The organism is Corynebacterium provencense, assembly GCA_900049755.1.
Lineage (GTDB): Bacteria > Actinomycetota > Actinomycetes > Mycobacteriales > Mycobacteriaceae > Corynebacterium > Corynebacterium neomassiliense.
This window is the reverse complement of record LT160592.1, coordinates 1,057,336-1,071,133: the sequence shown is the minus strand read 5'-3', so window position 1 is coordinate 1,071,133 and position 13,798 is coordinate 1,057,336. Positions and strand designations below refer to the sequence as shown.

Here is a 13,798-nt window from a genome sequence, read left to right as displayed (position 1 = left end):
CCACTTAGTTGTGTCCAACAACAATGTAGCATAGATTAATGATCCATGCGCATGAATGAGATCACCGTCGATCACATGCGGACCGTCATCTGCATCGCTGACCAGGGTGGATTCACCGCGGCTGCCGACACTCTCGGGCAGTCCCAGTCCTCGCTCAGCAGGATTGTCGCCCTGGTGGAGCGGACGGTCGGCACCCGCCTGTTCGACCGGACGACTCGGAAAGTGGTCCTCACCGACACCGGTGAGGAGTTCGTCCGGACCGCCCGACTCATCGTCGGAACCTACGACCGTTCGGTCAACAACTTCGTCAGCTACCTCAACGGCCCGAACGGGAACCTGAGAATAGCGACCCTCCCCTCCCTCGCCGCCACCCTGCTGCCGCCGTTCATCCACCGGTTCCACCACGCGTTCCCCCATGCGACGATCGACCTCCTCGACCTCAAGGCGGCCGACATCCTCGGCCTATGCAGGGAGGGTTCCGTCGACCTGGCCGTCACCGCGGAGGACGCCGAACTGTTCCACCCGCTCCCGGACCATTTCCGGTTCACCCCCGTCGCCGAGGACGAATTCGTCTGTATCCTGCCGTCCTCCCACCCCCTCGCCGCGCAGGAGTCGGTCTCGTGGACCGATCTCGCCGGTCAACCTTTCGTCTCCTTCACCGGAGCCAGTTCCGTCCGGAGGATGACCGACCGGATCCTCGGCGGTGCCGGTATCGTACCGTCCCGGACTGTCTCCGCCGGGACAATCTCCGCGGTCGCCGGACTGTGCGCCGCCGGCCTGGGCATCTCGGCCGTCCCCGGGTTCGTGGTACCCATGACCAGGGTGGCGGGGGTGACGATCCGCCCGCTGGTACCGCTGGACACGTCGGTGCCGGTGACCCGGCGCGTCGGTATCCTCCGGGACTCGACCCGCCCCCGCACCCCTGAGGTCACAGAGTTCCTGGCTCTGCTGTTGTCCTCCACCGCCGGAGAGAACAGGTTGCCCGAGTTCACCCACTGGGTCCGTGGAGCGGGGGGAGCCGCAGGATCCCCTCAGATCGTCACTTCCCGGCCGTGATCTCCCGTACTCCGGCCAGCCACTCACGGATGATCGCCGCAACCTGGTCACCGTGGGATTCCAGGAGGAAGTGCCCGCCGTCAAGCAGTTCGATGCGGGCGTGCGGGGCGTCCCTGCGGAACGCTTCAGCTCCTGCACTGCCGAAGATCTCGTCGTTTCGGCCCCACACGGCGAGAACAGGAACCTGTGACGTGCGGAGCCATGCGTGGACCCGGGGGTACAGGGGCAGGTTGGAGCTGTAGTCGCCGAAGAGTGCGAGCTGGATGCTGTCGTTTCCGGGCCGGGCGAGCAGTGCGAGGTCGTGCTCCCACGCGTCCGGGTCCACCGTGTCCGGTTCCGGGACGCCGTGCAGGTACTGCCACTCGACAGCCTCCCTCCCGAGTGCCGGGCGCAGGGCCCGTTCGTTGGCGGGGGTGGGATCCTGGCCGTAGGCCCAGATCGGGTCCCAGAACTCCGGGACGAACCCTTCCTCATAGGCGTTGCCGTTCTGGGAGATGACGCCCTCCACCGCTGCCGGGTCGGCGAGTGCGAGACGCCAGGCGACGGGAGCGCCGTAGTCCTGGACGTACACGGTGTACCTCCTGACCCCAGAGCCCGGAGGAATCCACGTGTGACGTCGGCGAGTGCGTCGAAGGTGTAGGTGAATTCCTCCACCGCGGGGGCGGACGACCGGCCGAAGCCGACATGGTCTGGTGCGATCACGTGGTAGTCCTCGCCGAGGACGGGGATCAGGTGGCGGAACATGTGGGAACTGCTGGGATATCCGTGCAGCAGGAGCAGGACCGGGGCGTCCTGTGGTCCGGCTTCCCGGTAGAAGATGTCGAGCCCGTGGACCGTGACCGTGCGGTGGTGCACAACAGACATCACTAACCTCCAAAACGTTGCTTACTGGTTATCCGTACCGTAGCATAGGCACCGATGGGAGGTCGATGCATGATCGACGAGGAAGAACTGCTGCTGGGCGTCCTGAACACCGCACCACTGAACGGAGGACACCCCGAAGAACACCTGACAGGTGAGCGCGGTGCGGACCTGGCCAGGACTCTCGGAGGTACCGGTTCCCCGGAGGAACTGGAACAGCTCCGGAGGGTCCGCGACGCACTCCAGTCACTGATCCGCGGCCGAACGGAAACCCTCGGCGCCCTGCAGCAGGTCATGGACGAGGTCCACATGGTGGGCACGGTCACCCCGGGAGGACTCAGCTGGAGCCTCGCCGCACCGGACGACGTCCGACTTGCCGCGCAGGTCATCCAGGCCTGGTCGGCGGTCAGTCAACGCCTGCCGGGACGGCTCAGGGCGTGCGCGAACGAAGAATGCAACCTCTACCTCATCGACCACACCCGTCCAGGAACGGCAAAGTGGTGCTCCATGGCCACCTGCGGCAACCGCATGAAAGCACGGGCCCACGCCGCGCGCCGTCGCTCCCGGTCCCGCTGACTCCCACGACCCAGGTTAGGAACCCAGATGCCCCGCCACACACCCCACGAGACAGTCCCCGAAACAGCCCACGAGGCATCCACTGCCGCCCCAGGTGTCCCCCGCCGTGCTGTGCTCCCCGAAGAGATGACCGCTGTCAAGGCACTTGTCTTCGACGTCTTCGGAACAGTGGTCGACTGGCGCGGAGGTGTGGCCCGGCAGTCCGCGCAGTTCCTCCGCCGCCACGCCCCCGCCGTCGACCCGTACGACTTCGCCGACCGGTGGCGCGCCGAATACCAACCGGCCATGGAACGCGTCCGCAGCGGCGAACGCCCGTTCGTCCGCCTCGACGAACTCCACAGGGAGAATCTCGACCGTGTACTTGCCGGACTCGGAACCGACCCGGACGCCGTCGCCGTCGCCGAGCGGGACGAGCTCAACCTCGTCTGGCACAGGCTGGACCCCTGGCCCGATGTGATCGCCGGCCTCCACTCACTCCGCGAGCGGTACATCATCGCCCCCCTGTCCAACGCCAACGTGCGCCTCGCACTCGACATGGCCAAACGGGCCGGACTGCCCTGGGACGCGATCCTCGGCGCCGAGGTGGTGCAGTCCTACAAGCCGGCACCGGAGACCTACCTGCGCACCGTGGACATCCTGGGGCTGGAACCGTCCCAGGTCGCCATGGTCGCCGCGCACAATGACGATCTTGCCGCTGCCCGGGCCTGCGGACTGCGGACGGTCTTCGTACCCCGCCGGACCGAGCACGGACCCCGGCAGGACACCGACCTTGAGGCGGAAAGTGACTGGGAGATCGTCGCCGAGGGTTTCGGGGAGCTCGCCCGAACACTGGGTGCGGGTGGTTCCGGAATCTGAGGTAGGCCGGGTTCTGATCGCGGTCCGGGGCACGCACCGGTGCCCGGACAATGCCCGTCCAGTACACGGCCGATCATGGCAGCAGGTGACGAGAAAGCCTGTTCTCCGATGACCAAAGACAGTGTGATTCTGTCACCTGGCCCACCTGCTCCGCATTGTCCTCCGGGGTCAGCTCGACGGCGGGGTGGACGAGGAGAATGGGTCCATATGGGTCTGCTACACGGATAGGTGACATCTGATCTGGCTTGCCCGAGGGTCGGCCTGGACGGATGGCATCGTGCCAAAGCCATCGCCCGCGACCTGCTCACCCACACACTCCACACCCTCGACAAAGCCGGGCATGGGATCGTCATGCACGTCCATGACGAAGCCGGCATCGACGAACCCCCCCCCCCCCCATGACTCCGCAGCGACCGTGGAGTCGGTCTGTGCGCTCATGGCCACACCACCGGTTTGGGCTCGAGGTCTCCCGCTCGATGCCGACAGCTACGAATGCTCCTTTTACATGAGGGGCTAGCTCGCTTCCACACCCAAGTACTTGTTGATCCGCTTTGCGATGAGTTCGAGCCGCCGGTCGATGAACATCTCGTAGTTACCTGGCTGATCCTTACCGTCCGAAAAGTCGATCAACTGAGCATCAAAGTGGTGTTCAGCAAACCGGGTGCGGTACTCACTTGGAGCACTCGCTGAGATCTTCTTGTTGGTTCCAGATCCGATGAACGCCATGTTGCCGATCTGATTGATTTGTTGCCTATCGAGGTCTGGACGGACTTTCTCGAGGTAAGCCTTCGGGAAGATGTGGTGGTACTCGATCTTTGACGTCTTACCCTTGTGGGTTGGTGCGACAACCAGGTCTGAAGCCCAGTCCTTCGCGCTGTCATGTCGCAACGCCATGAACAAGGTTTTGAAAGCACCACTGCTGGTGTTCCTACCCCGAAGTTCGGATGCAGTGAAGTAGAGACGACCCACGTCGTTGCTGAGACGTTCGAGCAGTTCATCTCCACCGCTGCCTCTTCGAATCACCGCGAGGTCCTGGTTGAGTTTCGTCTCAGCAGATCCGGCGTAGCGCGCCTTCGCGTTCGCGTTGAGGAACCAGCGGCGGAAAGCGTCAGCATCTTCGGAGCTAATGTTGTAGTCGTGGTGATCTGCCCAGTAAGCGAGGGTGGTGAGCAAATAGGGCGAGCTGAGCAAGCTCAGGGTATCGATGTGGAGATTCGATTTGAGGAAGTTCACCGCGAAATCGAATGCGCGTTGGGTTCGTTCCCATCCGGCCTGAAGCTGCTCGACCGTCAGGGAGTTCACCGTTGAAAACTTGGCTTGCCCGGTGATCAGTGCAACGAGCGTGCGCAGTAGCGCGCTCAAGTCAATAGACAGTCCCGATGCGACAACGCTGTCTTGATACTCCTGAAAGATCTGCAATGAGCCACGCCATCTCGCTGTGATCTGCGCGAGCGCCAAGTCGGAAGAACGAAGGGTGACTCCCAGCGAGTTCACCCGTACGAAGATTTCGGTGACCTCTTCGTAGGACATTGTTCGCTCAAGAATGTCCATACGATAGACGTAGTCACCAATCGCGCGGACCTTTTGCAGACGCTGTTGATACTTCTCGTACCGTGGGTCTTCCAGGTCGATGACACCAGCCGCTTTGAGAATCGCACTGTCACCCATCTTGAAGATCTCCGAGACCTCGACCCACTGTGGCTGGGACGCGAGGCGGTTGGTTTTTACTACGAAAGCGAGGCGACTGGTGCTTTCAGCGAGCCTGTCAACTTCCGATTCTTCGCCACTTGTATCTTCAGATTCTTCGGTTGAGGTGAACGGAAGCTCGTCGGGGTGTTCCAAGTTGAAGAGTAGAGAGATCTCGCGCTTACGGTCTTTGACTCTCACGCCTTCGCCGTTCATTACCGCTGCCAAGGAGGTGAGCCTCTGTTGGCCATCGAGAAGTAGTAACGGCCTGGTCGGTGCGGTTGTTGACTCAACGGCGAAGCCGCGAGTCTCAACCGGCTCGTCGGTTTCCCAAGCAAGAATCACGCCAGACGGATAGCCCCGGTATAGCGAGTCGAACAGGTTGCGCACGTCGGTTGACTTCCACACATAGCCGCGCTGCATCTCTGGCAGCATCAACTCGCCATTGCGGATCTTTGCAACTAGGTCTCTGACCTTCTGTTCGCTCTTTGCCATCGATACTCACTTCCACTACGCGCGCGGTCAGGAACGATCCGCTACGTTCGCGGCACTGCGAATGACGCGATCAGGTCTTGACGCAAGAAGACAGTGCGACCGGCTCCCATGTACACCGCTAATTCTACCAGCGGATGTGCGTGCGATGAAGGCGCAACGCCGACCCCGCCATCAGCGCACACAGCTCCCGCACGCCAATTTTCGGCGGCGGTCGGCCCGGATTTTTGACGGGTCGACTCTGAGCGGTCTTCAGCCTGCCCCCGCACTGCTGACTTGCGCCTGATTCTACCGAAAGCGCACTCGACCGGTCGGCTGGTGATCGACCCAGTGCCGGTGTCGGGGCCGGGGACCTTTCGGTACTGCGGGGAGATACAGGCGGAATGTCAGATGCGCGGTGCCAGTCGGGTGGGAGTTCACCCGGTCCGTGGGCTACGGGAAGCTCAAGGCCCTGATCCTGGTGTTCGCCGCGATCAACGTGGCGGTGTGCTCCAACGCCTCATCAAACCGGACGGTCAATGCCCGGGCATGCCGGGTGACCAGCGCCGCAACGCAACCGATCCTCGCCCGCCACGTCTTCGGCTCCCACAACCACCACCTGTGCTTCGCCGACGACCGGGACACCGGGATCGGAGTGCCGTCAGAGGGTTAGCCCGCGGGTGCGGGTCTCCCGGCGCCATAGCGAAGCTGCCACCTTCACTGCCTGCAGAGCTTCGGGGTCGGCACCGAGCATCCCCGACCAGCGGGACAGGCACGTCGCCTAGCACCACCGTGGCACACCAGATTCGGTTGGCATCGAAGCTCTGGTGCGGCATCTTCGACAGCCCGGTGTCCTCGGTGTCCCGGATCTGCTGCTCACACCGCCCCCGTGCCCGGTGGCGTAGATCTGAGGTGGCGATGTCACCGTGCTGATTGGTGGCAAAGGCGGTGGCCCGGCGGCCATCGACGTCAGTGACCCGCAGGTTGCAGCCGGCGGCGGGATACTCCACCCGTACGATGACCCTCATATCATCGGGGTAGTCGGCGAGCTTGATGTGGTGGTCTTTCAGGGTGATCAGCCCGGTGATGTCGGCCAGATAGGACTTATCGAGATCAGCGACGAACTCGTGGGGGTTGATCTTTCCCGCGGCGATGTTATCGGTGCGCTGTACGGCAGCTTTCCGGTCGTTGTCGGACAGGATGACCGCGCGTCTGACGGACTCGGGAAGAGTCGATGCCGGTGATCCCATGGTCTGGTTGACCGCGAAGCCCACCGAGTAGCCGACGTTGTGAGTGTGCAGGTAGTTGATGAATCCTTTGGCTTTGCCGCCGGTGTCGGTGCGGAACAGGATCCGGCGGGTCCACCGTCCTCCTTTGTCCGCCCCGGGCAGTACGGTCGGAGCTCGTCGAGCGGCGGTGATGTGGTCGGCGGCAGTGCCGACACCGGCGTCACTGGGTCGGGGACGGATCAGCAGGTCTTCACCGCCGAGTCCGGGTCCGAAGTCGGCGGAGACGTTCATGGGATGGAAGCCGTAGCCCTTCTTCCACGTCTTTTCGGCGTTCCGCTTGTCCTGACAGTGGCTTGTCATCAAGGTGGCGTCGATGTCGATGCGCAGCGGATCTGTCGGGGTAGCGGTGACCAGGGGTTCGGTGGGCCCATCGCGGTCCGGGGTCGGGCGCCTAGGGTGCGCATTGCCCGGTCGATCCCGGTTTCAGCTGTGGCGATGTGCTCGGCGAGGTGGTGGATCCTGCGGTGGACGGTGGGGCCGGACGGCAACGTGGTGATGATGCCGGTCGCCGCCAGTGGGCGGATAAGGTTGATGTCGCAGACACGTCGCCGCCGGCGATCAGTGACCGATCAGTGGCAGGGCGAGACTGGTGAGAACTGTTCCTGCGGAGTGTTCCACGGTGTCGGGGACCAGGGCGGCGAGGTGGTCGTCGAGGACTGCGGTGGTGTCGACGGTGGAGGCGAGTTCGGCGGGTAGCTGTACTCCGGAGTTGGAGCAGATCTGGCCGCGGATCGTGACGTCGAGTCGGGTGTTGGCAGTCTTGCGCTGTGAAGGTGATCCAGTTCTTGTTCGTACTCTGGCTTAGGCACCGAGAATCATAGCAGGTCAGGGTCGCTTTCTTCAGTTTTTCAGGTGGGTTGGAGTGCGAGCCTGTGAACTATCCGGGCTAACCCTCATCCGTACTCAGAGCAGCCACAAAAGCCTCCTGCGGCACTGACACCGACCCGATGGCCTTCATACGCTTCTTGCCTTCCTTCTGCTTTTCCAGCAGCTTTTTCTTGCGGGAGATATCACCGCCGTAGCACTTCGAGAGCACATCCTTACGCAACGCGCGGATGTTCGTACGCGAGATGATCTTCGACCCGATGGCCGCCTGCACCGGCACCTCGAACTGCTGGCGGGGGATCAGCTCCTTGAGCTTCTTCGTCATCTTGTTGCCGTAGTGCAGCGCATTGTCACGGTGCACAATCGCGGCGAAGGCGTCCACCGGCTCCCCCTGCAGCAGGATGTCCACCTTCACTAGGTCGGCCAGCTGCTCCCCGTCCTCCTCGTAGTTCAGCGAGGCATAGCCCTTCGTCCGCGACTTCAGCATGTCGAAGAAGTCGAAGATGATCTCCCCCATCGGGATGTAGTAGCGCAGCTCCACCCGGTCAGTGGACAAGAAGTCCATGTTCTTCATCTGCCCGCGCTTTTCCTGGCACAGGGTCATCACCCCGCCCAGGAACTCCTCCGGCACGATGATGGTCATGTTGACCATCGGCTCGTAGACTTCCTTGATCTTGCCCTCCGGCCAGTCCGACGGGTTCTGCACGTGCAGCACATCGCCGTTCTCCGCGACGACCTTGTACACCACGCTCGGCGCAGTCGAGATCAGGTCCAGGTCGAACTCCCGCTCCAGACGGTCCCTCGTGATCTCCATGTGCAACAGTCCCAGGAAACCACAGCGGAACCCGAACCCCAGGGCAGTTGACGTCTCCGGCTCGAACGTGAGCGAGGCGTCATTGAGCTGCAGTTTCTCGATGGCTTCGCGCAGGTCCGGGTACTGGTCGGCGGATACCGGGAACAGGCCCGAGTACACCATCGGCGTCGGCTCGGCGTAGCCCTTCAGTGGCTCGGTGGCGCCGTTCTTCTCCGTGGTGACCGTGTCACCCACCTTCGACTGGCGCACATCCTTGACCCCGGTGATGATGTAGCCCACCTCCCCCACTCCAAGACCCTTCGCCTTCGTCGGCTGCGGGGAGACCACACCGATCTCCAGTGCCTCGTGCGTGGAGCCCGTGGACATCATCGTGATCTTCTGGCGGGGCTCCAGTTTTCCGTCCACGACCCTGATGTAGGTCACCACTCCACGGAAGATGTCGTACACGGAATCGAAGATCAGTGCCCGGGCCGGGGCGTCCTCATCCCCACCCGGGGCGGGGACCAGCTCACAGACCTTGTCCAGCAGCGCCGGGATCCCCTCCCCTGTCTTCGCGGAGATCCGCAGCACATCCTCAGGCTCACAGCCGATGATGTTCGCGATCTCCAGGGAGTACTTGTCCGGGTCCGCGGCGGGCAGGTCGATCTTGTTGAGGACCGGGATGATCTCCAGGTCCTTGTCCATGGCCAGGTACAGGTTCGCCAGTGTCTGCGCCTCGATGCCCTGTGCGGCGTCCACCAGCAGGATCGCACCTTCACACGCCTCGAGGGCGCGGGAGACCTCGTAGGTGAAGTCCACATGGCCGGGAGTGTCGATCAGGTGCATCACCAGCTGCTCGCCCTTGTGCGGGCCCGAGCGCGGGACCCAGGGCAGGCGCAGGTTCTGCGCCTTGATGGTGATGCCGCGTTCACGTTCGATGTCCATGTTGTCGAGGTACTGGTCGCGCATGTCACGTTCCTCGATCACCCCGGAGAGCTGCAGAATCCGGTCAGCCAGAGTCGATTTCCCGTGGTCGATGTGGGCGATGATGCAGAAGTTGCGGATACGGCTCGGCTCGGTGAACGTCTCCAGTGCGTAATTCTGCTGCTTCGGCGCCATGCGGGTCCTCCTGGGTGATGCGCTGCCCCCGCTCCGGCCTCTGACCGCACCGGCGGGGCGTGTCCCGTCCGACGGGCTCTGCCGGACGGGTGGATATCAGGTTGAGCCTACCAACCCGCCGCCCACCGCTCCTCCCCGGATGCGCGCGCATCCCTGCCGCTCCGAGCGCAGCACAGACCACAGCACACAGCACCACACAGACCACAGCCACGACCGCCGGGTAACGGCAGGACAGACGGCAACGGTGTGACTACCATGAACCCCATGCCGGAGTCCTCCACCACCTACACCAACCCGGTCCGCCTCTTCAGCCGCTTCCTGGACCGGCACTTCCACCACCGCGGCCACCTTGACGAAGGCATAGACGAACTCCACGCCAACCTGGGGCTTTCCGACCGCGCACCTCTGGACCGTGAGGACAACCAGATCACCGTGACCGTACCGACCAGCTCGATGAACCGTCCGGTGATCTACGCACCGGACATGGACGGCCAGGTCGACCCCGGAGAGGTGGTGTGGTTCCGGGTGGTGAAGGGCAGGGACGCCGAACCCGAACTCAGGGCATGTCTCATCGTCGGCAGGAATGAGCACCACACCCTGCTCGGCATGCTCATCAGCTCCAACCCCGAACACCGTGCGGAGAGCAACTGGGTGCCCATCGGAACAGGACTGTGGGACCCGAAGGGCAACAAGTGCTGGGTGAGGGTCGACAAGATCGTCGAGATCCCCGAAGCCAGGATCCAGCGGCGGGGAGTGTTCATGCCGGAACGTCGTTACGACCGGATCGCCGCCGAGCTGCGTAACCGGCACGGGTGGTCCTGACCGGTGACGTCACGCCACTTCCCGGAACCCCTGTTCGAACTGCCGGAGCCCCCCAGGCAGCCGGTTGAGCTGCCCGCCGGCGCGGTCCTGCTGCCCGGGTGGCTGACCGTCCACCAGCAGCAGTGGATCGCCGGGCAGTACCGTCGGTGGGCCTCCGGGCCCGTACCTCCGCGGCGTCCCCGCTACGGGTCGGGCCAGATGAGTGTGGAGATGCTCTCCCTGGGCTGGCACTGGGCCGGCGGCGGTTTCTCCAGGAGGGCCACCGACGTCAACAACGCCCCCGTTCTCCCCGTCCCGGACTGGGCCGTGACGGTGGGACGCCAGGTCACCGGCGACGCCTCGTACACACCGGACACCCTGCTGGCCAACCTCTACGGCCCGGGAGCGACGATGGGCATGCACCGGGACTCAGACGAAACTTCTCCTGCCCCGGTCGTCTCCCTGTCGATCGGTGACACCTGCAGGTTCCGTTTCGGCAACGCCGACTCCCGGTCCAGGCCCTACACGGATGTGGAACTGCGGTCCGGAGACGTCTTCATCTTCGGTGGTCCTGCCAGGTGGAACTTCCACGGCGTCCCGAAGGTGTTCGACGGCACCGCTCCGCAGGGGTGCGGTGTCACCGGTCGCCTCAACATCACGCTGCGGGAGACGGGACTGGCCCGTGCCTGACAGTGGGCCCGGCTCCGACCTCGTCACCGGGGCTGACGGACGCGCCCGCCCCACCTGGGCGTCCTCGGACCCGCTGCTGCGTGACTACTACGACACCGAATGGGGCATGCCCGTGACCTCCGAACAGGGCATGTTCGAGCGGCTGAGCCTCGAAGCGTTCCAGTCCGGGCTGAGCTGGGCGACGATACTGCGCAAACGCCCGGCGTTCCGCGCGGCGTTCGCGGACTTCGCCCCGGACCGCGTCGCCGCGTTCACCGACGCCGACGTGGAACGGCTCATGGAGGACGCCACGATCGTGCGCAACAGGCGCAAGATCCTCGCCACGGTGGGAAACGCCCGCGCCACCGTCGCCATGAGGGACGGTGACAGCGCCGACGGCAGCGATCTCGCGTCCCTGGTCTGGTCCTTCCGGCCGGCGACGACACCGGCCCCCGTGACACTGGCGGAGATCCCCACCTCCTCGCCGGAGTCCGTCGCGCTCGCCCGGGAGCTCAAGAGACGCGGATTCACGTTTGTGGGACCGACGACAATGTTCGCCCTCATGGAGGCGGTGGGGATCGTCGACACCCACCTGGTCGGCTCCTGGCGGCGGGGGTGCTCGGGGGTGTGGTCGTGAGACCCGTCCTCTCCGGATCGACCCGTTGGGTCGGTGAGGTCGGTTAGGTAGCGGCGTCCCCGACGTGTAAGATCTCCCAGGTTGACCCGCGACCGTGCGTGGCGCAGTCACCGCACCCGGCAGGACCTTGGGCCGGGTGTCAGAGACCGTGACTGCGGCTGGCCCGCACGGAAGTGGCGAACGATTCCGCATTTCCACCGTTCAGGAAGAGGTATTCCCCGTGGCAAACATCAAGCAGCAGAAGAAGCGCGTCCTCACCAACGAGATCGCCCGCCGTCGTAACCAGGCAGTCCGTTCACGCCTGCACACCGAGACCCGCAAGTTCCACGCTCTCGTCGAGGCCGGTGACGTCGAAGGTGCCGAGAAGCAGCTGCGTGTCGCCACGCGTCTCTTCGACAAGGCGGCGACCAAGAAGGTCATCCACAAGAACAACGCCGCGAACAAGAAGTCCGGCCTGGCCGCCACCTTCAACAAGCTGGCCGCCAAGTAGGTTTCCGGCACCGGAACGCGACAGCGTCCACCGCCCGGCCCGCCTCCCCCGACACCGGGGAAGGCGGGCTGACCTGTATGTGTGCAACATCACCGGGCACGAATGCCACAGGTGGACCTAACCTCGGACAGTGACAAGAGCTCCCGAGCGAAAGGACCGCAGAAGTGGCCTACGCAACCACCAATCCCTACACCGGTGAGGTCGTCAAGACCTTCGACACCGCCACCGCCGAGGACATCGACGCGGCGATCACCACCGCCGACGCGACCTTCCACACCTGGTCGACGACCCCGGTCGAACAACGCGCCGCCGTGCTCGCCAAAGCCGCCCAGATCCTGCGCGACAACAAGCACGACTACGCCGAAACCCTGACCCTGGAAATGGGCAAGCTCATCGGCGAAGCCGAAGCCGAGGTCGAACTGTCCGCCGGGATCCTGGAGTACTACTCCCGCTACGGCGCCTCCCACCTCGCCCCCCGCTACCTGCCGGCCGAAGGCTTCGGCGACCAGGACGTCGCCCTGGTCAACGACCCCCTCGGCGTGCTCTACGCGGTGGAGCCCTGGAACTTCCCCTACTACCAGGTCGTGCGCATCTCCGCGCCGCAGACCCTGGCCGGCAACACCGTCATCCTCAAGCACGCCTCCAACGTCCCCCAGTCCGCCCTGCGGATGGTCGACCTGTTCCGGCAGGCCGGGGCCCCGGAAGGAGTTCTGACCAACGTCTTCGCCGCCCACGACGCCACCGACCAGATCCTGTCGGACCCGCGGGTCCGCGGTGTGGCCCTGACCGGGTCGGAGGGTGCGGGGGCTGCGGTGGCCGCCACCGCGGCGAAGTACCTGAAGAAGTCCACCCTGGAACTCGGCGGTGCCGACGCGTTCGTCGTCCTCGACGACGCCGAGGTCGACAAGGCTGCCCGGTGGGCCGCGTTCGGCCGGCACTGGAACGCCGGTCAGGTGTGCGTGTCGTCGAAGCGTCTGATCGTCGTCGACGCGGTGTACGACCAGTTCCTCGCCGAGTACAAGAAGCACGTCGCCGCCCTGGTCGCCGGTGATCCGACGGATCCGGCGACGACGCTGGCACCGTTGTCGTCGCAGAAGGCCGCCGATGATGTGCTGGCCCAGATCGAGGCTGCCCGGGCCGAGGGTGCGACGGTGGAGACCATCGGTGCGCCGGTGCCTGAGCAGGGTGCGTTCGTCCGCCCGGTGCTGATCACCGACATTGCGGAGGGGTCGGTGACCTCGCAGACGGAGTTCTTCGGTCCGGTGACCCAGCTCTACCGTGCCGCTGACACTGATGATGCGGTGCGTATCGCCAATGACACTCCGTTCGGTCTGGGTGGGTCGGTGTTCTCCACTGATATTGAGCGGGCGCGTAAGGTCGCCCGTCGTATCGACACGGGCATGGTGTACATCAACCAGCCCACGGGTGTGAAGGCGGATATCCCGTTCGGTGGTGTCAAGCACTCCGGTTACGGTCATGAGTTGATTGACCTGGGTATCAAGGAGTTCGTGAACCAGAAGGTCGTTGTCGTCACGGACATTGACGGTTCGTTCTGACCCGGTTGACGTGAACCGGTTGATGTGAACCGGTTGATGTGACCGCCCCGGTGGGGGTGGGTACCCCGGCCCCGTGCCCTGTCCGCAGGGACACGGGGCCGACCCGTACCCTGA

At 64.3% G+C, this 13,798-nt stretch carries 12 protein-coding genes and 1 pseudogene; 9 read left to right on the top strand and 4 right to left on the bottom strand.

What is annotated here, in order from left to right:
• Nucleotides 1-51: 51 nt before the first annotated feature.
• Nucleotides 52-1,056, top strand: a complete 1,005-nt coding sequence (locus tag BN3906_RS05005) for a LysR family transcriptional regulator (protein ID WP_187119887.1) — start codon at nt 52-54, stop codon at nt 1,054-1,056.
• On the opposite strand, the pseudogene BN3906_RS05000 reads toward BN3906_RS05005, so the two are convergent.
• Nucleotides 1,040-1,920: pseudogene (locus BN3906_RS05000) on the bottom strand (alpha/beta fold hydrolase). The gene BN3906_RS05005 and the pseudogene BN3906_RS05000 overlap by 17 nt on opposite strands.
• Before the next feature lie 69 nt (nt 1,921-1,989).
• Here BN3906_RS05000 and BN3906_RS04995 point away from each other — a divergent pair.
• Together BN3906_RS04995 and BN3906_RS04990 are read left to right on the top strand one after the other, a co-directional pair.
• Entirely contained in the window at nt 1,990-2,493 is a 504-nt protein-coding gene (locus tag BN3906_RS04995; protein WP_066584932.1) for a CGNR zinc finger domain-containing protein, read from the top strand.
• A 27-nt stretch (nt 2,494-2,520) separates the two neighbouring features.
• On the top strand, nt 2,521-3,348 hold the full coding sequence (locus BN3906_RS04990; protein WP_315969029.1) for a haloacid dehalogenase type II: 828 nt from the start codon (nt 2,521-2,523) through the stop codon (nt 3,346-3,348).
• 513 nt (nt 3,349-3,861) lie between these two features.
• Here BN3906_RS04990 and BN3906_RS04980 read toward each other — a convergent pair.
• Both BN3906_RS04980 and BN3906_RS04975 read right to left on the bottom strand, forming a co-directional pair.
• A complete protein-coding gene (locus BN3906_RS04980; protein WP_066584926.1) occupies nt 3,862-5,529 on the bottom strand; it encodes a GmrSD restriction endonuclease domain-containing protein in 1,668 nt (555 codons plus the stop codon).
• Between the two features lie 512 nt (nt 5,530-6,041).
• Nucleotides 6,042-7,121 (bottom strand): transposase, encoded by a 1,080-nt coding sequence (locus tag BN3906_RS04975; RefSeq protein ID WP_495697493.1) that lies wholly within the window; start codon nt 7,119-7,121, stop codon nt 6,042-6,044.
• Between the two features lie 69 nt (nt 7,122-7,190).
• Between BN3906_RS04975 and BN3906_RS14410 the strand changes: the two genes are divergently transcribed.
• On the top strand, nt 7,191-7,490 hold the full coding sequence (locus BN3906_RS14410; protein WP_147592784.1) for a hypothetical protein: 300 nt from the start codon (nt 7,191-7,193) through the stop codon (nt 7,488-7,490).
• 190 nt (nt 7,491-7,680) lie between these two features.
• On the opposite strand, the gene lepA is transcribed toward BN3906_RS14410, so the two are convergent.
• Nucleotides 7,681-9,531, bottom strand: a complete 1,851-nt coding sequence (gene lepA, locus BN3906_RS04970) for a translation elongation factor 4 (protein WP_066584920.1) — start codon at nt 9,529-9,531, stop codon at nt 7,681-7,683.
• A 264-nt stretch (nt 9,532-9,795) separates the two neighbouring features.
• On the opposite strand from lepA, the gene BN3906_RS04965 reads away from it, so the two are divergent.
• From BN3906_RS04965 to BN3906_RS04945, 5 genes are all read left to right on the top strand, one after another.
• The gene (locus BN3906_RS04965; protein ID WP_227871011.1) at nt 9,796-10,353 is read left to right on the top strand and encodes a type II toxin-antitoxin system PemK/MazF family toxin; all 558 of its coding nucleotides are present in this window, start codon (nt 9,796-9,798) and stop codon (nt 10,351-10,353) included.
• A 3-nt stretch (nt 10,354-10,356) separates the two neighbouring features.
• Nucleotides 10,357-11,022 carry an alpha-ketoglutarate-dependent dioxygenase AlkB family protein gene (locus tag BN3906_RS04960; RefSeq protein WP_078057131.1) on the top strand — a complete coding sequence of 222 codons (666 nt, stop codon included), beginning with the start codon at nt 10,357-10,359 and terminating at the stop codon, nt 11,020-11,022.
• Nucleotides 11,015-11,638 carry a DNA-3-methyladenine glycosylase I gene (locus BN3906_RS04955; RefSeq protein WP_066584913.1) on the top strand — a complete coding sequence of 208 codons (624 nt, stop codon included), beginning with the start codon at nt 11,015-11,017 and terminating at the stop codon, nt 11,636-11,638. Before BN3906_RS04960 ends, BN3906_RS04955 begins: the two co-directional genes overlap by 8 nt.
• Nucleotides 11,639-11,858: 220 nt before the next feature.
• Nucleotides 11,859-12,128: a 30S ribosomal protein S20 gene (gene rpsT, locus BN3906_RS04950; protein WP_066584901.1), complete on the top strand. Its 270-nt coding sequence runs from the start codon at nt 11,859-11,861 to the stop codon at nt 12,126-12,128.
• 164 nt (nt 12,129-12,292) lie between these two features.
• A complete protein-coding gene (locus BN3906_RS04945) occupies nt 12,293-13,684 on the top strand; it encodes an NAD-dependent succinate-semialdehyde dehydrogenase (RefSeq protein ID WP_066584898.1) in 1,392 nt (463 codons plus the stop codon).
• The last annotated feature ends 114 nt before the right edge of the window (nt 13,685-13,798 follow it).